The sequence below is a fragment of the Paenibacillus tianjinensis genome, from assembly GCF_017086365.1.
GTDB classification, from domain to species: Bacteria; Bacillota; Bacilli; order Paenibacillales; family Paenibacillaceae; genus Paenibacillus_AQ; species Paenibacillus_AQ tianjinensis.
On the sequence record NZ_CP070969.1, the window covers coordinates 1,926,539 to 1,948,105 of the forward strand.

Genomic DNA, 21,567 nt, shown 5'->3' on the forward strand with positions numbered 1-21,567 from the left:
TAACCCTTTTATTGCAAACGTTTGCGCTAATGTTCACAAGTTTCAATGAGCCATTCAGCGATTTTGAGAAGGAGGTGTGGGCTTATTCAGGTCTAAGCAGCCGGACGACCGGAAGTGGCGGTAAATTTAACATGAATGCACTACCCGCGCAACTGAAGGAAAACATCATTAGGGGGGCTTAAAGGAATGAAATTAGCTTTGTGGAGCAAAAAGGCTTTTGCGGTCAGTATGATTATTGTTCTAGTGTGCTCCTATTTTTCTTTTCCGGCATCAAAGGTACAGGCTGCTGCAACCAAGGCATTTCTGGTCGGCACACTTCAGTCGGAATTGTCTACAGAGGCGAATCCTACGAATGACTGGAATCCGGCAGCTACTGTAACGGAAATGACGTATACGGACAACGGCACTTATAAGTTTTCTGGCTTATTGCCTGCCGGAACCTATGAGTACAAGGTTGCGCTTAACGGCACCTGGGATGAGAGCTATGGCTTCAGCAGCTATACCAATCCCAGCGGGAAAGACAATGGCGGCAATATTGTGCTTACACTTGCTGCCGAGACAACCGTAACCTTTTATTACAACGACATTACTAAGAAAATCGCAGATTCCACGTATTACACACCGCTAGCTCAGGATAAGCTGCCAAGGCTGGTTGGCTCTCTGCAGACAGAGCTGGGCGATACCAGTGATAATTCAGCGGCTGATGCCAAGACAGTGCTTGCAGACACTAATTTTGACAATGTATACGAGAATAGAGTTAATCTGCCCAAGGGCGAGTATTCGTACAAGATTGTGGTTCCAGGAGCCACTCCGGCAGATGACAAATCGTACCCTGACGCGGATCTGACCCTGAGCCTGCCTGCGGATCTGCCGGTAACCTTCCAGTATAATGCACTGGATCACGGGGTCAGCGCCAAGTTTACGGCTCCGGCAAACCCGGGAACTGTAAAACCGGTTGCTGAAGGCAGTATCCGGATTCACTACAGCCGTACCGCAGGTGATTATTCCGATCAGGGCCTGTGGCTGTGGGATGATGTAGCGGCTGGCTCCGCGGGCTGGCCATCGGGTGCAACTGCATTTCCAGAAGGACAGACCGATTCCTATGGAGCCTATGTGGATATTCCGCTCAAAACCGGTGCCAAAAAAGTCTCCTTCCTCGTCGTTAACCGGGTGAATGAAGCCAAAGACGGCGGAAATAAGACGTTCCTCATCAATACCCCGCAAACCAACGAAATCTGGATCAAGCAAGGCTCTGATATGGTAACGCCTTATGAGCCGGTATCCCTGCCTGCGAATACGGTCCGGATTCACTATGTTAGAACAGATAGTAAGCAGAGCGACTACGGATTATGGCTGTGGGATGACGTGGCCAAAGCGCCAAGCACCTGGCCGTCCGACGCCGTTCCTTTTGCGGCTGAGCATGTGGACCGCTTCGGTGCTTATGCCGATATCACGCTGAAAGACAATGCGAAGAAGCTCGGTTTCCTTGTCGTGAAGCCCTCAAACGGTGATAAAGACGGCGGCGACAAAGCTTTTAGCCTGCTGGACCGTTACAATCAGCTGTGGATCAAAGAAGGCGATAATAATGTTTATGTATCCCCGTTCGGCGAACAGCCGGTGGGATTAGTATCGGCGGAAGTGCTGTCTGCCAGTAAAATCCTGCTCGGGTTTACTTTAACCGACGGACTGGATGCAGCAGCACTCAAGAGTGCGATCACAGTAAAGGACAAAGAAGGTACGACTGTACCTGTGTCTGCTGTGAAGATCACGAGCACTACTTCAATTGAGGTGGACACAGCGGCCTTTGATTTGGAGAAGGCACCGCTGAGTGTCACTTATTCAGGCAAAACCGTATCCGCTTCCAGCGGGTGGAGAATGCTTGATGAGATGTATAATTACACGGGCGATGACCTCGGGGCAACATATCATGCAGCTGACAAATCGGCCACGCTGAAGCTGTGGGCACCTATGGCCAGCAGCGTTGTTGCGAACGTGTACAATAAGTCCAATTCAGCCGAGGTAGTCGGCCGGGTAAGCCTGACCAAAGGTGAGCAAGGGGTCTGGTCGGCAGAGCTCAAGGCTTCTGACATCACAGGCGTAAGCGGTGAGCAGGATGTCCGCGGCTACTACTACCAGTATGAGGTAACGAATAACGGGGTTATGAAGCATGTACTAGATCCTTATGCTAAGTCAATGGCCGTATTCACCGTTGATACTACAGGTGCAGCAGGTGCGGACGGAGATACCGTCGGCAAAGCGGCGATCGTTGATCTGAGCCGGACCAATCCGGACAGCTACCATGCAGCGGATATTGCAGGCTACGAGAAACGTGAGGATGCCGTTATTTATGAGGTGCATTTGCGCGACTTTACGTCTGATGTATCCATTGAGAGCAGTCTTAACGGCGAGCGCTGGGGTTCCTATGCCGCTTTTGCCAAGAAACTCGATTATATTAAATCTCTTGGTGTGACCCATATTCAGCTGCTTCCGGTGATGGCCTGGTATTACGGGGACGAGACGAAGATGGGACAGAGAGAATCGGACTATTCGGCCCAAAACAATGAGTATAACTGGGGGTATGATCCGCAGAGCTATTTCTCCCCGGACGGTGCCTATTCACAGAATCCGGCCGATCCCGAAGAGCGGATCAAGGAACTGAAAGGTCTCATTGATGCTGTACACGAAGCCGGAATGGGTGTCATTCTGGACGTTGTATATACGCATATGGCGAAGAAGGAATTCTTAAACGATATCGTGCCAAACTATTATGCATTCCAGGATGCGGGCGGCAACTTTATCGGCGGTTTCGGCAATAACCTGGCTACCAATCATAAAATGGCGGAGAAACTAATGGTCGATTCCGTCAAATACTGGTTCAGCGAATACAAAATAGACGGTATGCGCTGGGATATGATGGGGGATGCCACGCAGGATGCGGTGCAGGCGGCTTATGATGCTGCTGCGGCGATCAATCCTAAGGCACTGTTTATCGGAGAGGGCTGGGTAACCTTTGGTGGTGCAGCTTCCGATCCGTCGCTTGCAGGCAAGGGTGCCGATCAGCAGTGGATGGACCAAACGGATAGCGTCGGCGTGTTCTCTGATGAGTTCCGCAATGAGCTTAAATCAGGTTATGGTTCGGAAGGGGAGCCGAGATTCATCACTGGCGGAGCCCGTTCCATTTCCACCATCCTGAATAATATCAAGGCGCAGCCGTCCAATATACCTGCAGATGATCCGGGTGATGTTGTACCCTACATCGAAGCCCATGATAATCTGACGCTGCATGATGTTATTGTGCAGTCGATTAAGAAGGACCCGGCAATTCCGGAGAATGAGCTGGAAATCCAGAAGCGGATCAGACTCGGCAACACACTGGAGCTGACTTCACAGGGGACGGCTTTCCTGCAGGCGGGTCAAGAATATGGCCGTACGAAGCAATGGCTGGGTACAGGTGTACCTGAGCAGAAATATACCGAGATGAAGGATGCTGCCGGCAAATCTTTTGGCTATTTTATCCACGATTCTTATGATTCATCGGATGCAATCAACCACTTCGACTGGGCGAAAGTGACGGATGAAGTGAGCTTCCCGGTACAAAATACGACCAAAGATTATACAGCCGGGCTTATTGAGCTCAGAAGATCCACGGATGCGTTCCGCCTGGGTGACAAGAGCATGGTCGATTCCAATGTTTCGCTGATCCAGGCACCGGAAGTGAAAGCGACCGATCTGGTAATCGGCTACAAGAACAAAGCAACGGATGGCACAGGCATCTATTATGTCTTTGTTAACGGAGATGATAAAGCAAGAACACTTTCGTTGTCTGAGGATTTGACCGGAGGCGTTGTACTTGCTGATAATGATGAAGCTGGTGTAACGGCTATTCCGGCTGAGGATCAGAGCGGGTTTACGCTGACCAGTTCTTCAATTACAATTCAGCCTTTGACAGCGGTTATTATTAAAATGGACGCTGCCGCAGTTGTCCTCACTTCACTTGAAGCGGATAGTGCGGATTACTCCCTCCAGATCGGCACCACGCACCAGTCGGCTGTCTATGCCAAATACGATGACGGCAGCAAACGTAATATTACGAACGCAGCAGTCTATGTTTCCGATAAACCGGATGTGGCAGCCGTTAATAGTAAAGGTGTAGTTACAGGGATAAAAGCCGGAACGGCAACGATTACGATTTCATACGGCGGGCGTTCCGCGGCTGTAACGGTTAAGGTGGTTAAAGAAGCTGTAGACAACAAGCGTTATGTTGAATTCACCTATGTCCGTCCCGACAAGGATTATACCGACTGGAATATCTGGGTCTGGAATACAGGGGCCAAGAATGACCAGATTGATTTCACGACCTTTAAAGACGGCAAGGCCAGCGTGCTGATTGAAGTAGCACAGAATGCTACAAGTGTAGGTTTCGTACTCCGCAAAGGCACAGACTGGAATACAGGCAAACAGGATTATCCGGATGACCGTGTTATTCCGCTGACCGCAGGCGAGCAATTCACCAAGGTTATTGTAACCAGCCAGGTGAAGGAGCTGGACATTAAGCCATTTATAAGCGGTCTGGTGATGAAGGACGGAACCATAACCTTCATGTACCGTGATGATGCACTGTTCCGCAGCGGAAATCAGGCTGACATTGAGCAGGCAGTGGTAAAGGTAAACGGTACCGAGTATCCGCTGGTCTATGATGCTGCAAATGAATGGTTTACTTATGTGCTGACAGGGGTGAAGGAAGGAACCTACAAGTATACCTTCCTGATTACCAAGGATGGGGTTACCGAGGAACTGTCAGACCCGAAAAATACGGTTAACGGTGAATCGGCAGTAATTTACCATAATCCTGATGTCACTATAACAGCTACAGTACAGCCGCAAGCGGTGACCTCTAATGAGAATGCTGTTGTGACGGTCAAAGCAGCTTCTGCGGAAGCAGTGTCTTACAAGGAAGGTTTCATGGACTTGACCGCTCTGGGCGGACCGGCGAAGGTTAAGCTTGATATGGAGCTGCTGAAGCAGACGATTGCAGTGAAAGATACGGTAACGGCAGGAACCAAAACGATTCCAATTACGCTGATTGACCAGTACGGCAACAGCCATACAGGGAACACGGCCGTTGAGGTAAAAGCCAGAACGTATACGGGAGCTAAGCTCGATTTCGACTGGGATGAGGCGCGGATTTATTTTGCGCTCACAGACCGGTTTGCGGATGGCGACCTGACGAACAATGAGAATGTGGACAAAACTCATCTGGAAGCCTATCACGGCGGGGATTTCCAGGGGATGATCGACAAGCTGGATTACCTGCAGGAGCTTGGCATTAACACGCTCTGGATTTCACCTATTGTCGACAATATCGACTTCAACAAAGGCATTGATTTCGGCGGTACACAGTATGCTTATCATGGCTATTGGGCCAAAGATTTCACCCAGCTGGATGAGCATCTCGGCGATATGGCCACCTTCAAGCAGCTGATTGAGAAGGCACATGACAAGGGCATCAAAATTATGGTTGATGTTGTGCTGAATCATGCCGGCTACGGGCTTGAAGCAGGCGACAGCTACGAAGGTGTTACTGCCGAGGATAAAGCGCGCTTTGACGGAATGCTCCGCACAGACAACGTTTCGGCGGATACCGATCCGGTCAAGGGCGAGCTGGCAGGCTTGCCGGATTTCAAGACAGAGGATCCTGCCGTGCGCCAGCAAATTATCGACTGGCAGACAGGCTGGCTGGGCAATGCACGGACTGACCGCGGAGATACGATTGACTATTTCCGTGTGGATACAGTCAAGCATGTAGAGAGCACAACCTGGAAAGCATTCAAGAACGCATTGACTGTTATCGACCCAAGCTTCAAGCTGGTCGGCGAATATTACGGCGGTACAATTGACAGTGACGGCGGCAATCTGCAGTCTGGTCAAATGGATGCGCTGCTTGACTTTGGCTTCAAGAATGCAGCCAAAATTTTCACCGACGGCAAAATCACAGATGTAGATGCATACCTGCAAGACCGTGAATCTAAGCTGGACAATACTAAGACTATGGCTCAATTCCTGAGCAGCCATGACGAGAACGGCTTCCTCTCTGATTACGTGGACGGAGATCAAGGCAAGCTGATGATCGCGGCAGCGCTGCAGATTACGGCTAAAGGCCAGCCAGTTATCTATTACGGGGAAGAGCTTGGCCGTTCCGGCAGCAACGCAGGAGATATGGCCAAGGGAGAGTTCAGCGAGAACCGCGGAGATATGCCGTGGGATCAGCTGACAGCGGAGCAGGGGCTTCATGATCATTATCAGAAGCTGCTGAACATCCGGGCCCAGTATTCCAAAGTGTTCTCCAAAGGCACACGCTCGAAGCTGGCCGGTTCGGATGACCTGGGATACCTTGCTTTCAATAAGCAGTACGGAACCGAAAATGTGGTTACGGTTATTAATACGGGAAAAGATGCTTTGACGGTGAGTATACCGGTGCCGTTTGTCGCAGCTGCAGTTGTAAAAGATGAATACAGCGGCAAAACGTATACGGTATCCGGTGATCAGAAGGTGAGTATTAATCTTCCGGGCAGAGATGGAGGCGGAACAGTAATTCTGGCAGCAGTGCCTGAAGTGAAACCGACGCCAACACCAACACCAACGCCAACGCCAACGCCGAAACCGACTGCAACAGCAACAGCAACAGCAATACCAACACCAACACCAACACCAACACCAACATCAGTAACACTTCCGGGATCTATCCCCAGTTCCGTACCTGCGGCAACACCTGCTGCCGGCACACAAACAATTAGTCTAGACAGTCTAAAAGCCGGCAAGGACGGGAAGGTTACAATAGCTGTTGCTGCATCCGCAACGTCGGTATTGCTGCCGATTCAGGCTGCTGCAGCACTCGGCACGAATGATCTCGTTCTGCACATGGGAGAGGTCGCTGTGACTTTGCCTAACGAAGTATTGCTTAAACTTCAAGGCTCACTTAGCGGATCAGATGCGGAAGGCGCGCAGATTCTATTCGGCACAACCCCGCTTCAAGAGAATGCAGTGAATTCTCTGTTGAGCGGACTGAACAAGGATAATACCCGCGTAACCACGGCATCAAAAGTATATGATTTCTCGCTGTTCATGCTTAAAAAGGACGGCACACGCATTCCGGTAACTGCATTTGCAGCTCCGGTTGAGCTTACCCTTAAGTTCAGCGGAAATGTAAATACAGAGTTACTTGGAGTTTACTTTGTAGGTGATAATAACCTACTTGAGTATGTGGGCGGAACTGTGAACGGGGATCAAATTACAGCAGAGGTATCGCATTTCAGTAAATACGCGGCACTTGAGCTGAATAAGTCCTTTGAGGACGTTCCTGCTCTGCATTGGGCAGCTCAAGCGGTTAAATCGCTCAGTGCGAAACAAATTGTAACAGGTGTGACGGCATCCGAATTCAAACCGGATGTAAGTGTCACCCGTGCGGAATTTACCGCTCTGCTGATTCGTGCACTGGGAATCAAAGCGGAAGGGCAAGCTTCATTCAGCGATGTCAGTGGAGATGCCTGGTATGCTTCTTATGTGGCGGCAGCTGTCAGCCAAGGTATTGTTTCCGGACGCAGCGCTGATGTCTTTGCTCCGAATGCTGCGATCAGCCGCGAGGAAATGGCGGTCATGGTGATCCGTGCGCTGGAAGTGAAGCAGGGTAAGAAAACAAACCCTGGCTCCTCACCTGCGGCGTTCGCGGATGCCGGCACCATCAGTTCATGGGCAGCAGACTATGTAAACACTGCGGCTGAGCTTGGGCTGATACAGGGCAGAGAGAACAAGCGATTTGCGCCTAAGGCAATGATGACACGCGCGGAAAGCGCACAGGTTATTTACAAATTGCTGGCTGAATAAATTCCCGTTTAACGCTAAACGGCACTCTTCATCAAAGTGAAGAGTGCCGTTTTTGTGTTCTTATTTGCTAAGAGAGATTACAGCATTGCTTTAATGGCGGTATATCCATACGCCGGAAGCTTAAGGGTGAGTTTGCCCCGCTCAGCCCGCAGGGAATCGCCGCTGAACAGATCCTGCCAATCCCGCTCTTCTACATCGAGCCGGAAGGTCTGGGCGGTCTCTTCCGTATTCATGAGAACGATGATTACTTCATCGCCCATGCTGCGTTCAAAGGCGAGCTTGCTGCCGTCCCGGCCGGCTTCAAGGAACTTGAAGGAGCCGCTGCGCAGTGCAGGGTGATTTCCGCGGATTTCAATCAGCTTGCGGTAGAAGCTGAACAGGTCATGATCCTGCTTCGCGGGATCCCATTCCATGCATTTGCGGCAGCCCGGATCATTCTCTCCGTCCATACCGAATTCATCTCCGTAGTAGATGCAAGGCGTGCCCATAAAGGTGAACTGGAACAGCACAGCCAGCTTGAATTTCTTTTTGTCGCCGCCGGCAAGGGTTAAGAGACGTGCCGTATCATGGCTGTCCAGCAGGTTGAAGGCCACTTCGCTGGCTTGCAGCGGATAGCGGGACAGCTGTTTGCCAATTGCATTGGCGAAGCCTTCCGCATCAAGCGCGCTGTTGACGAAGAAATCAAGTACGGCATCCGTGAACGGGTAGTTCATCACGGCGTCGAATTTATCGCCTTCCAGCCAAGGAGCAGACTCATGCCAGATTTCGCCAAGAATATAGGCTTCCGGATTGGCGTTCTTCACGACCTTGCGGAATTCACGCCAGAAGCCGTGATCTACTTCGTTGGCTACATCCAGGCGCCATCCGTCGATACCGACCTCTTTGATCCAGTATTCTGCAACCTTCAGGAGATATTCTTTTACTTCAGGGTTCTCTGTGTTAAGTTTCGGCATATGCGGCTCAAACGAAAAAGCATCATAGTTAGGAATGTTATCCACTACCTGAAGCGGGAATTCACGGACATGGAACCAGTCTTTGTAGCGGGAGTTCTCCCCATGCTCGAGCACATCCAGGAACGGGGCGAAGGTTCTGCCGGAATGGTTAAATACGGCATCCAGCAGCACGCGGATCCCACGTTCATGGCAGGCGTCGACGAGCTTTTTGAGGGTCTGCACATCACCGAAATGAGGATCAACCTTCATATAATCTTCGGTGTCGTACTTATGGTTCGTAGTCCCGGCAAAAATAGGTGTGAAATAGATCCCGGTAATCCCGAGCTCTGTCAGATGATCCAAGTGATCTATAACACCCTGCAGGTCGCCGCCGAAGAAATTCTCAGGTGTAGGGGTTCCGCCCCATGGCTGCACATTCTCCGGGTTCAGGCTGGCATCCCCGTTAGCAAAACGCTCGGGAAAGATTTGATAAAAGACAGCATCCTTAACCCAGGCCGGAGGGGTGAAGACATCCCCGCGGTTGATGTAAGGGAATTCGAAGAGGCGGTTTGGATTTAATGGGCGTTCAGTTTGGAAATCGCTTTCTGTCATCCAGATTCGCTCGTGGCCCTTTTGCAGCAGGAAGCCGTATTTAAGCCGGCGGTACAAGGGAACAGATTCACACTCCCAGTAATCGAACATCGCATCGCTCGTAAAAAGCTTCATCGGGATCAGTTCTTTCGTAGTGTCCCATGCATATTTATCCCCGGCCCAGGCAAATACTTCTGTTAGATCACCTTTTTTGGCGCGCAGGCGAAGATGGATGGTTTCGTAATCGTAGGCATAAGACCAATTTAAGCGCGGGCGGTGATATACTGCTTCAAGCAACATGATAATTCCTCCTAAAAGTTTTGTTAGCACATGCATTCTCGACTAGTCATCGGGCAAAACTCGCATCGGAAGCATACACTAAAGTTTTGTGAGCATTTTCACCAAATAGAGATATAAGGATGAAATGGCGCTGAAATGGAAGCCTTGCCAGACAAAGCACTGGCTTTGTGCCACATTTGCACACATTGAACCTGAAATCCGCCCACAGCAAAAAGGCACAACCTAACGAAAAGCGTGTCCGAGGTTGTCCCTGATCAGTAACATTGCCTTTTAATTATATAAGAACAAGGGGCTATGCTTCGATTGTTTGCTGTAGGCAGGACTGGCTGCTCATAATGGTTTGGATTATAGCACGGAATATTTGGTCATTCAATACTATTGTACAAACCATTGCACAAATCTTCACAAGCGATAAGTTGGTTTGAAAAATGGGAAACCGGTACCTTCACCCTCAATTTTAAGATAAAGTACAGGGTTAGTGGTAAATAAGTATTCATTTTTGCATAAAAGCATGAGTAAATAAGAGTAATTATGTGAAAAATGAAGATATGTATCGGTTATATGATTTTTTTTGCGAAATATGGCCGAATACACTATGTGCAAACGTTTTAACAATTAACCTGACTGTTGTATTATGAATTTAGGAATGAAGCGCTTTCTAGAACTTGTTGAAGCGTATTCAGATGGATGGTTCGTATATAGTCACATTTTTTTAGATCCTCTGAAATCGTTTGCGCATGTTCTGCAGCATCATCTTAAGCACAAAGTGATATACAAAATCGGGAGGGGTTATCTGTAATGAAAATGAGAAAATGGATGATGGTCACGGCTGTTGCCGCAATGGCTACATCGCTGGCAGCATGCGGGGGTAACAACAACACAAATGGCGGTAACGCTGCAGCGACGAATGCTCCGTCAGAAAGCACAGCACCGGCTGAAAACAACGGTGGAGAAAACACTGGCGCTGAAACCGCACAAATCACCCCAGAGGATGGCGCATCTTTGGTAGTATGGGAAAGTAAGGAAGAAAGAGCTTTCACAGACGAGATTGCCAAGGAATTCACCGAAAAATACAATGTACCGGTGAAAGTTGAAGAGTTGTCCCCAGTTGAGCAAGTCACCAAGCTGTCCCAAGACGGTCCTTCCGGCTTGGCTGCAGACGTTATTCTGATCCCACATGACAACCTGGGCAGAGCTGCAAGTGCACAACTTTTGCTTCCAAACGACGTGTTTGAACAAGAAACCGTAAAGAACAATACGGAAGCTTCGATCATCGGTGCTAGTTATGACGGCATGCTGTACGGATATCCGCGTGCTGCTGAAACTTACGCTCTGTATTACAATAAGTCACTTGTTACTGAAGCGCCTAAGAGCTTTGATGATGTAATCGCCTTCGGCAAAACTTTCACCGACAAACCAAAAAATAAATATGGAATCATGTGGGAAGTCGGCAACATGTATTTCGACTATCCGTTCATCGCTTCCAACGGCGGTTATATCTTCGGGGATAACGGCACAAACAAAGATGATATCGGGATCAATACCGACGGTGCTATCCAAGGCTTGGCTGAATTTAAGAAACTGAAAGAAATTCTTCCAATCAACAGCGGCGATATTAACCCGGATATTAAGCGCAGTCTCTTCAACTCCGGCGATGTAGCAATGGATATCAACGGACCTTGGGAACTGGCTGGTTACAAAACAGCACTGGGTGACAACCTGGGGCTTGCGCCACTGCCGACTATCGGCGGCAAGACGGCTATCTCGTTTGCAGGCTTCAAGATCTTTGCGGTTAATGCATATACCCAATATCCAAATGCCGCTAAGCTGTATGCTGAGTTCGCATCCGGCAAGGATGCCCAGCTTAAGCTGAACAAACTGGTAGGATCGATCCCTACCAACCTGGAAGCTTTGGAAGATCCGCAAATCAAGGATGACCCTTATGTATCCGCATTTGCTGAACAAGCTAAAAACTCTCAGCCAATGCCATCAATCCCAGAAATGGGGAACGTATGGTCTCCTGTCAACGCAGCTCTTCCGGAAATCTGGGATAAAGGCGTAGACCCTAAGACTGCAATGGACAAAGCAGCCCAACAGATCAAAGATCTGAACAATGGCGCTTCACAATAAGCATCTGTAGGTCTTTTCCAACAGTATATTTATGAAATCAAATTGCCCGCCGCCTGGTAGCGGCGGGCGATTCTCTGATTTCCCAGGAGAGGAGAACGGAAGGGAAATGCAGCGACACCATACTAGAGCAACGATACTGTCTACATTGTTTATGGGATTGGGACAAATATATAACCGCCAATTTATCAAGGGTTTTATTTTTTTGATTGTAGAGGCATTAAGTTTAACTTACTTTATTCAGAACCTGGGACGCGCGGTTTGGGGTATCGTTACCTTGGGCACGACCTCCCAACATTTTGAGAAGGTCAAAGGGATTGCCAAGCTCGTCAAAGGTGATCATTCTATATTTATTTTAATTCAGAGTTTGATTACCATCATATTCTTCGTTCTTTTTCTGATTGCATGGTATATGAACATTAGAGATGCTCGCAATACTGGGGCTGCGAGAGATGCAGGCCATACCCCAGGCAATTTTAAACAGAGCATCCGTTATATCCTCGATTATAAGTTTGCGCAGACCTTTCTTATCCTGCCGTCTGTAGGCATTCTGTTATTCACAGTGATGCCGATCATCTTCATGGTCATGCTGGCGTTTACGAACTATTCTGCGCCTAACCATATGCCTCCAGCCAAGCTGGTAGACTGGGTTGGCTTCGAAACATTCCGCAGCTTACTGTTGCTTAAATCTTGGAGCCATACCTTCTACGGTGTACTTACTTGGACCATTATTTGGGCGGTATTATCTACGGTTACCACCTATTTCGGCGGTATGCTGGTCGCGATGCTGATCAGCCAGCAAGGTGTTCGTTTTAAAGGCATCTGGAGAGCTATTCTGATTATTCCTTATGCCATCCCGCAGATGATCTCACTCCTGCTCATGCGCAACCTGTTCAACGGCCAGTTTGGTCCGATTAACCAATATCTTAAGTTTTTCGGGCTTGGCGGACTTCCCTGGCTAACGGATCCCTTCTGGGCCAAAGTAACGGTTATCGTGGTTAACATGTGGGTCGGTATTCCGGTATCTATGCTACTGATTATGGGGGTTCTGACAACCATTCCGCGCGATATGTATGAAGCGGCTGAAGTAGACGGGGCGACTAACTACCAGAAGTTCCGCATCATTACATTACCTATGGTGCTGTTCTCAACAGCACCGACACTGATTGCCCAATTTGCAGGTAATATCAATAACTTTAATGCGATCTTCCTGTTAACGAACGGTAATCCTGTCAACGGGAATTATCAGTATGCAGGCTCCACCGACTTGCTCGTTACATGGCTCTACAAGCTTACGCTGGACCAGAATAAATACAGCATGGCATCTGCAGTCGGTATCATTATCTTCCTGATTGTGGCCACATTCTCGATATACAATTACCGGCGGACGAAATCATTCCAGGAGGAGGATATGATCCAATGAGCGGAGTTAAAGTTAGAAAAATTATACGGCTTTCTTTAAGCTATTTGATGCTGGTAATTCTGTCTGTTGCAGCATTGTATCCGGCCATATGGATTCTGTTTTCATCATTGCGGCCGGGCAAATCCCTTTACAGTAAAACATTTATTCCCGAAACGTTTACACTTGAACACTACCGGGCACTATTTTATGATAACACTCTGCTGTTCCCGACCTGGTGGCTTAATACGTTTAAGATTGCCATGTTCTCGATGCTCCTGGGTGTTTTCCTGACATTGCTTACAAGCTATGCTGTTTCCCGTTTCAGATTCAAAACGCGGAAGACTACAATGTCTGTACTGCTGGTGCTTGGCATGTTTCCGGGTTTCATGAGTATGATCGCGATTTATCTGCTGCTGAAGGAATTCAACCTGCTGGATACACACTTGGCTCTAATCATCGTGTATGCAGCTGGAGCTCCGCTCGGCGGGACCCTGATTGCCAAAGGGTTCCTGGATACGATACCGCGATCACTGGATGAAGCTGCCCGCATCGACGGAGCCGGTAACTTCGGAATCTTCTGGAGAATCATCCTGCCCTTGTCGAGACCGATGATCACCTATATGGCGCTTACCCAGTTTGTCGGACCATGGGTTGACTTTATCTTTGCCAGACTAATTCTCCGTACAAAGGAAAAATGGACCGTAGCTGTAGGCATGTGGGACATGGTCAATTCCAATCAGAACTCCAATTTCACCACTTTTGCGGCCGGAGCAGTACTGATCTCTATTCCAATTATGATTCTTTTCGGATTCCTGCAGCGGCTGCTCGTTGAAGGTTTGACCGCAGGTGCAAGCAAAGGTTAATAAATCGATCTATCTTTTAGTGCTTATTTACAAATGTTATGAAAAAACAAGGTACAGCCTTTATGTCGATTACGATGGGCTGTACCTTGTTCATTTCAGGTACTTATGCTAAGGGCATGATTGGGCTTAAAGAATATAACCCACATATGTGGGGTTATTTTATTTTGTGGGGAGAGAAAATATGAAACGGAAGCGAAGCTTGCGCTTGCAATCAGTTGGCGTCAAATTGTTCATTATCCTGTTTAGCACCATTCTGTTGTTGTCGTCCGTGCTTGGTTTGACCTCCTATTATGCAGCAAAAGGCATCATCACTGATGAGGTTGCGGCTGCTTCATCACAAGCGATTGTCCAGGCTGCTGATAAACTGGATTTCCTCTTTGCCGAGTATGAAGCGCTCTCTCGGCAATTTGCCGTGGATCAGCTGCTCAAGGCAGATCTGGAGGCGATCAATGATTCCAGTATCGGGATCGTAGCTAAGGTTGCCGCCGAGGGGCGTATCCGCAGTAAGCTGGATGCCGTCAAAGGCAGCGATGAGCGTCTCATGAGCATCCGGCTTGTTTCCCGCAGCGTAGCAGAAGTGGAATCTTATAAAACCTCGGGCGTTACGGGGATCCGCACCGATGAGGGGATCCTGGCGAGACTGAAGCAGATTGACGAGGCCAAAGGCAATCCAGTGTGGTTCCCCGTCCGGCCGAAGGGCTTCTTCGATACATACATGGAAGCTTCTCTCACGATGGGACGGCTTCTGCGTAATATGCAAAATACAAAAGCGGAATATTATATGCTGATTGAAATTAAGAGTAGTGCCTTAACGGATGTGCTGTCTAACCTGAATATTGGGGAATCCGGGGAAATCCGCATTCTTGACCCGGCGGGGAACATTGTCTACGGTACAGATAATGAATTGCTTGGGCAATCTTCATTCATAAAGTTGGATGCCGGACAGGCTGCAGGTGTGGAGCATTCCTTCACCGCAGGCAATGAGCAGGGCGAATCCCAACTGGTTGTATACCAGCCGCTGGCAACGGCGGACTGGACGATTCTTGGTTATGCGCCGGTCAGTGATTTCACCAAATCAGCAGACAGGCTGCTCTACATTACATTATCTGTTGTGCTGGCGGCGGCCTTAATTGCACTGCTGATTGGTTATGTACTTGTTCGCCTGATCGGCCGTCCGTTGGGCAAGCTTGCCAGTCTGATGGAAGAAGGCGAACGGGGCAATCTGCAGGTGCGGACGAATTTTAAAGGCCAGGATGAAATCGGGCGGGTCGGGCACAGCTTCAATAAAATGATGGAGCAGATCTCTCTGCTCGCGGGTCAAAGCGGACTGTCGGCGACGGAAGTGCTTGCAACTTCAGAGGAGCTGGTCAAGGCTTCCGGTGCTACCTCATCCCATGCCAGAGAGGTGGCCGCAGCAACAGGTGAGATTGCCGAAGGGGCAGCGAGTCTGGCGGCTGAAGCGGAGAGCAGCAACCGCAATGTGGAGCTGATGGGCGGCAAAATGAACGAGGTGGCTAAGATTAACTCGATCATGGATAACTCGGCGGAGCGGGTGATAGCTGTAAGTGACCAAGGTGCGGAGCTGATGAAAAATCTTGTCACGCAAAGTGAATCTACAATGCAGATGATGGAGCTGATTCAGGAAAACTCTGCGATGCTCCAGGAGAGCACGCATTTGATCCGCAGTATTCTCAGCCCGATGATTGCCGTCAACAAGCAGACCAATATTCTTGCGCTGAATGCTTCTATAGAAGCCGTCCGTGCCGGGGCAGCCGGCAGGGGGTTCATCGTTATTGCCGATGAGATCAGGGGACTGGCTAACCAGTCCAACGAGTCTATTCAATCCGTTTCCAGAATTACAGAAGAAATTAGCCGCCATATCGATAATACAGTCAAGGTTGTGAGCGAGGCAGGCCCGTTGTTCCGCGAGCAGATTACGTCAGTACGGGAATCTTCAGTGATTTTTGAAAGTGTACGGGGGGAGATGGAAGAGTTCCTTGGGCTGATCAGCCAATCCTCCGTTTCTGTCTCTGAGCTGAATGAGTTCCAGCGCCAGCTTGGTGAATCCATGGCCAGTGTGATTTCGGTAGTGCAGCAGACAAGCGCGTCCACACAGGAGGTGGCTTCGATGTCTTCGCAGCAGTTCATTGTCAGCGAGGAGCTCGTGGCCCTCTCGGCAAAGCTGGAAGAGCTGGCTGAGAATTTGCAGCAATCGCTTGTTTCTTTTCAGGGATAAACTGCTAGTTCAATCTAAATAGTGTAGTGAAGGCGGTATCCGCTCATTACAAATGAAAGTTAATTAAGCCTCTGCGTACCGTAATTCATTTACGGAAGCGCAGGGGTTTTGCTTGTCTGCCGGAACGCTTCTTGTCGGGAAACACATCACAGGATACACTAGTCCTATTCAAGCTGGAACGGTGTATTACCGTCAAGTGAAGGGAGTGAAGGAAGTGCCGGAGCTTAATGGAAGCCTTTTTCAACAGCAACTGCTGGAGGGAGAATACAGTCCGCATTTTTTTGCCTACTACTATAAACAGTGGAATCATTACACCATGCCTTATCATCAGCATAACTCGACGGAAATCATGTATGTCATCTCCGGAAGCTGTGCGGTGGATGTGCGCAGCGTTTCAGGAAACGAGGAGCGGTTCATTCTTAAACGCAGTGAGTTGATTATGCTCGATGCCAATGTTCCGCATAGGCTGATTGTTGATGAGGACAATGTCTGCCGGATGCTGAATGTGGAATTCGGCTTCACAGACTATGCAGGTGTTGCGCCTTCGCTAAGCAGGCTCGCCAAGGAGGAAGAATCTCTTGCTGAACTGCTGCGGAACCCCTTCACAAGTCTGGTGCTGGCGGATCCGGAGGAAGTCTTCCATGTGCTCAAAGCCCTGGTGCTGGAGCTGGATCAGCACGGCAAGGACGGAGGCAGTATGGTCCGGCTGTTGTTTGCTGAGCTGCTGCTGCGCCTCTCCAGGCTGCGCCGGGAACGGCTGCAAGCCCGCCAGCATCCCTCACAGCTCTATGTGCGGAGAGCCATTGAATTCCTGCATCAGAACTATGACCGCAGCATCCAGGCCAAGGAGGTCGCGGCAGCTGTAAATGTGCATCCCGGATATCTGCACCGGATATTTAAGAAGCAGACGGGCTGTACCCTAACCGATTATTTGAACTTGCTGCGGATGGAGAAGGCCAAGATGCTGCTCGCGCAAAGTGAAATACCGGTTGCGGATATTGCCGATTATGTCGGCATCAGCAGCCGGCAGTATTTTCATCTACTGTTCAAAAAGTATGCCAGCATGACTCCAATCGAATACCGTAATTCCATCGAGCGATATTCCTGGAGCGACATCACCCGCTTTTCAGATGAAAAGTGAGGATTGTTGACAGCCAGCCCGGAAAGTGGTCATGATATAGGTTACGCTTCACTTCGCCTCCTTGCTACAATGGACAGGAATAACTAATCCATTAACGGAGGTTGATAACCATGTCTTTTAAAGTTACATTTATCGGGGCGGGGAGCATCGGGTTTACCCGCGGACTGCTGCGCGACCTGCTGACAGTACCGGAATTCCGTGATATTGAAGTATCCTTCTTGGATATTAACAGCCATAATCTGCAGATGGTCACCGAGCTGTGCCAGCGGGATATTAGAGAGAATGAAATGTCTATACAGATCAAACCAACCACGGACCGCAGAGAAGCGCTGAAGGATGCCAAGTACGTATTTTGCACAATCCGCATGGGCGGACTAGAGGCTTTTGCAACAGATGTGGATATTCCGCTGAAGTATGGGGTGGATCAATGCGTAGGGGATACGCTCTGTGCAGGCGGCATTATGTACGGGCAGCGGGGGATCGCCGAGATGCTGGAAATTTGCCGGGATATCCGGGAAGTCGCTCTCCCTGATGTCCTGCTGCTTAATTACTCGAACCCGATGGCGATGTTGACCTGGGCCTGCAATAAATACGGCGGGGTCCGGACGATCGGTTTATGCCATGGTGTGCAGCACGGCCATCAACAAATTGCCGAAGTCTACGGGCTGAAGAAGTCTGAGGTAGATATTGTCTGCGCCGGGATCAATCACCAGACCTGGTACATCTCAGCGAAGCATCAGGGTAAGGACCTGACAGCAGGTCTGCTTGCGGCATTTGAGCAGCATCCGGAATTCAGCCGTACTGAAAAGGTGCGGATTGATATGCTACGCCGGTTCGGATACTACAGTACGGAATCGAACGGACATTTAAGCGAATATGTACCCTGGTATCGTAAGCGCAGCGCGGAAATTATGGACTGGATTGACCTGGGAAGCTGGATTAACGGAGAAACAGGCGGCTACCTGCGGGTGTGCACGGAAGGACGTAACTGGTTCGAGACTGATTTTCCTAACTGGATGAAGGAGCCGGCACTGGAGTATACAGCGGGGAACCGCGGGGAAGAGCATGGCTCATATATTATTGAAGGACTTGAGACTGGCCGCATCTACCGGGGGCATTTCAACGTCGTGAATCATGGCGTGATTTCCAATCTGCCGGAGGATGCGGTAATCGAAGCACCGGGTTATGTGGACCATAACGGTATCTCTATGCCGCTGGTCGGTGAACTTCCGCTCGGACCGGCTGCGGTATGTAATGTCAGCATATCTGTACAGCGACTCGCAGTCGAAGCCGCTGTGCATGGCGATGATCTGCTGCTGCGGCAGGCATTCATGATGGACCCGCTGGTCGGCGCGGTCTGTAGCCCGCCGGAAATCTGGCAGATGGTGGATGAGATGCTTGTCGCTGGAGAGCCGTGGCTGCCGCAGTATACAGCTGCCATTGCCGAAGCCAAACAGCGGCTGGCATCAGGCAACCTGATTCCTACCCGGACAGATAATGAAGGGGCGGCCAGGCTAAAGGTGAAGTCCGTGGAAGAAATGCAGCTCGACCGCGAGGCCGCGAATAAAAACGCGGGAGAATCAGATAAGGGCAAGGACCGGGAAAAGGTACACTAGTATAGAAGGGGCCTGGACAGAGAATCTGCTTCCGGCCTGTTAGGCAACATTGCATGAGCTGCGGCTAATCCGGAAGCTACTCCCGGATTAGCTTGTCGCTCTGCAATTTGTTGATTTTTTTGCGCACAGGCAGACTGAAGAGAAGGAAAGCCGCACCCAGAATGATCAGCATAAGACCCATGACAAGATTAATATTGGAAACAATACTGATGTAGTCCATAGCCACCAGCCCTACATTCAGGAAGCCGATGATAAGTTCCATAAGAGCGAGGGAGATCCACAGGCGGTGGATACGTCTATAATGCATTATTTTGGAGTCAGTATCCGAATAAATTATAAAGGGTCCTTCTGATGCTCTTCTTCTAAAAATAACCCACTTGTTGTAAGAAACTTGTCCTTTGTTCATTGGCACACGTTCTACTCCGGCTTCCTCCATAAACTGCAGGTATTCTACTGATTTAGCCCCTTTTATCCCATCCTCAAGCAGCTCGATCCGGTAAATATATTCCCCCTTGGCACTGTCTTCGAACACATAACGGGCCAATGAATATTCGGTAAGCGCAAGTCCCTTAGCCGCCATGTTATTCAGCCATTGTTCTTCCTTCTCAAAGTTAAAGAATAATTTCCGTACCGTATGACTCATTACGATTCGCCTCCCAGTAGCTTTTTTCCGTTGGACAGCAGTTCATCCAGCCTTGTCAATTCTGTCTGCACGGCGAGAATGCCTTGTTCCGTAATTTTGTATTCTTTCTTGCGGGAATCCTGAATACCCTGAAGAGGCTCGATCCAGCCCCGTTCTACCAGTGTGCCCAGCGCCCCGTATAGGGTGCCTGCACCAAGGTCAACACGCTGATTGCTCAGCAGCTTCACGTTCTGCATGATGCCATAGCCGTGCATTGGGGTGAACAGGGACAACAGAATGTAGTAGACCCCTTCGGTTAATGCTCCATAATCTTTGCTTTCGGGCAACCTGCTTCACCTCATTAAAATTGTATCGGATTTCGTTATATCGGCTAACGATATATAAACTATATCGTTAGCCGATATAGATGTCAATAGGCTATCCCCAAAAAACAGCCTAAGGAAATGTATGGAACTTGTCTGGTATATGAATCCTGAAGAGGATATCATTCTGGATTCCGAAATAGTAAAGTAAAAGGGCAGAATTTACATTGAATTCAAAGAACCCCCTTATCCGTTTTACCGGAAAGAGGGTCTTTGGTATGCGTGAGATCTATCAGATTCTTATTTTACTGCTTCTCTTTTTCCGAAAAAGCTCTTGAGCGCCTGGTAGACTTCCTTTTTGTCCTTGATGACGTAATGCATGAACTGCTCCTGCTTCAGGTGGCGGTAGGCGGACATCAGTGTACTGCTGCGGTTGTACTGATTCACTTCACCGTACCCGAACATGTTACTGCGCTTCAGCAGCTCTCCGATCAGCTTGACGCAGCGTTCATTATCCGAGGTGAGGTTATCACCATCAGAGAAGTGGAACGGATAGATGTTGTATTTGGCCGGCGGATAACGGCTGTCGATAATCTCGAGCGCCTTCTGATAGGCTGATGAGCAGATAGTACCGCCGCTTTCGCCGCGGGTGAAGAAATCATGCTCGCTGACTTCCTTGGCTTCCGTATGATGGGCCAGAAAGACAATTTCGACCTTCTCGTACTGGCGGCGCAGGAAACGGGTCATCCAGAAGAAGAAGCTGCGGGCGCAGTATTTTTCAAAAGTCCCCATACTGCCTGATGTGTCCATCATCGCAATAATAACGGCATTGGAATGCGGGACCGTAATATCATCCCACGTTTTATAACGCAAATCGTCTGGGCTGATGCTGTGAATGCCGGGCTTTCCGTTACTCGCATTGCGCCGCAGGTTCTCCAGCAGGGTGCGTTTCTTGTCGATATTCGACATCATGCCCTTCTTGCGGATATCGTTGAAGACGATTGATTTTACCTCGATTTCTTCCTTATCCTTCGGCGCCAGATGCGGCAGCTCCAGATCCTGAAACAGAATATCCTCCAGATCCTCCAGATTGACTTCCGCTTCGATAGTGTCCTGTCCGGGCTGGTCACCGGCTTTATCCCCTTTGCCCGGCTGGGAGGACTGTGAATCTCGGCCTAGCACATCCCCGACCTGACTGTCCCCGTCCCCTTGCCCGACATGCTTTTGCTTACGGAAATTATAGATGATCCGGTATTCATCCAGACTGCGGATGGGCACCTTGACGATTTGTTTACCATCCGACATGATGATGTTCTCTTCGGTAACAAGGTCAGGCAGATTATCCTTAATGGCTTCCCTGACCTTCTGCTGATGACGTTCCTGATCCTGATGGCCTTTGCGGTGAAGGGACCAGTCTTCTTTTGACACGACAAATGCATATGGACCGGGTGACTCTGGCAGGATGACCACCTCCCATGGAATATTAATCGGTAGGGCATAGGCTTGAAGCTAAAGGATGTGCTGTAACTAAGT

Annotated in this window: 12 protein-coding genes; 8 read left to right on the forward strand and 4 right to left on the reverse strand. The window is 49.4% G+C overall.

Annotated features, from left to right (window positions below; translation table 11 throughout):
• Positions 1-186 precede the first annotated feature (186 nt).
• Positions 187-7,881: a pullulanase gene (locus tag JRJ22_RS08290; protein WP_206104031.1), complete on the forward strand. Its 7,695-nt coding sequence runs from the start codon at positions 187-189 to the stop codon at positions 7,879-7,881.
• Between the two features lie 77 nt (positions 7,882-7,958).
• Here JRJ22_RS08290 and JRJ22_RS08295 read toward each other — a convergent pair whose 3' ends face one another.
• Positions 7,959-9,704, reverse strand: coding sequence for an alpha-glycosidase (locus JRJ22_RS08295; protein WP_206104032.1), 1,746 nt, complete (start codon positions 9,702-9,704; stop codon positions 7,959-7,961).
• 798 nt (positions 9,705-10,502) lie between these two features.
• Here JRJ22_RS08295 and JRJ22_RS08300 point away from each other — a divergent pair.
• The 7 genes from JRJ22_RS08300 (at position 10,503) to melA (ending at position 19,089) form a co-directional block, all read left to right on the forward strand.
• Complete coding sequence (locus tag JRJ22_RS08300; RefSeq protein ID WP_206104033.1) at positions 10,503-11,834, forward strand: sugar ABC transporter substrate-binding protein; 1,332 nt, start codon at positions 10,503-10,505, stop codon at positions 11,832-11,834.
• A 106-nt stretch (positions 11,835-11,940) separates the two neighbouring features.
• The gene (locus tag JRJ22_RS08305) at positions 11,941-13,254 is read left to right on the forward strand and encodes a carbohydrate ABC transporter permease (protein ID WP_206104034.1); all 1,314 of its coding nucleotides are present in this window, start codon (positions 11,941-11,943) and stop codon (positions 13,252-13,254) included.
• A complete protein-coding gene (locus JRJ22_RS08310; RefSeq protein WP_206104035.1) occupies positions 13,251-14,096 on the forward strand; it encodes a sugar ABC transporter permease in 846 nt (281 codons plus the stop codon). The genes JRJ22_RS08305 and JRJ22_RS08310 overlap by 4 nt, the downstream gene beginning before the upstream one ends.
• 38 nt (positions 14,097-14,134) lie before the next feature.
• On the forward strand, positions 14,135-14,281 hold the full coding sequence (locus JRJ22_RS08315; protein ID WP_206104036.1) for a hypothetical protein: 147 nt from the start codon (positions 14,135-14,137) through the stop codon (positions 14,279-14,281).
• On the forward strand, positions 14,278-16,332 hold the full coding sequence (locus JRJ22_RS08320) for a methyl-accepting chemotaxis protein (protein WP_206104037.1): 2,055 nt from the start codon (positions 14,278-14,280) through the stop codon (positions 16,330-16,332). The genes JRJ22_RS08315 and JRJ22_RS08320 overlap by 4 nt, the downstream gene beginning before the upstream one ends.
• A 181-nt stretch (positions 16,333-16,513) precedes the next feature.
• Entirely contained in the window at positions 16,514-17,473 is a 960-nt protein-coding gene (locus tag JRJ22_RS08325; RefSeq protein ID WP_232381073.1) for an AraC family transcriptional regulator, read from the forward strand.
• Positions 17,474-17,583: 110 nt separating this feature from the next.
• Positions 17,584-19,089 carry an alpha-glucosidase/alpha-galactosidase gene (melA, locus tag JRJ22_RS08330; protein ID WP_206104038.1) on the forward strand — a complete coding sequence of 502 codons (1,506 nt, stop codon included), beginning with the start codon at positions 17,584-17,586 and terminating at the stop codon, positions 19,087-19,089.
• A gap of 76 nt (positions 19,090-19,165) precedes the next feature.
• On the opposite strand, the gene JRJ22_RS08335 is transcribed toward melA, so the two are convergent.
• From JRJ22_RS08335 to yhbH, 3 genes are all read right to left on the reverse strand, one after another.
• The gene (locus JRJ22_RS08335) at positions 19,166-19,732 is read right to left on the reverse strand and encodes a DUF2812 domain-containing protein (RefSeq protein WP_206104039.1); all 567 of its coding nucleotides are present in this window, start codon (positions 19,730-19,732) and stop codon (positions 19,166-19,168) included.
• On the reverse strand, positions 19,732-20,058 hold the full coding sequence (locus JRJ22_RS08340) for a PadR family transcriptional regulator (RefSeq protein ID WP_232381074.1): 327 nt from the start codon (positions 20,056-20,058) through the stop codon (positions 19,732-19,734). The genes JRJ22_RS08335 and JRJ22_RS08340 overlap by 1 nt, the downstream gene beginning before the upstream one ends.
• 276 nt (positions 20,059-20,334) lie before the next feature.
• Complete coding sequence (gene yhbH, locus JRJ22_RS08345) at positions 20,335-21,495, reverse strand: sporulation protein YhbH (protein ID WP_206105046.1); 1,161 nt, start codon at positions 21,493-21,495, stop codon at positions 20,335-20,337.
• Positions 21,496-21,567: the final 72 nt, after the last annotated feature.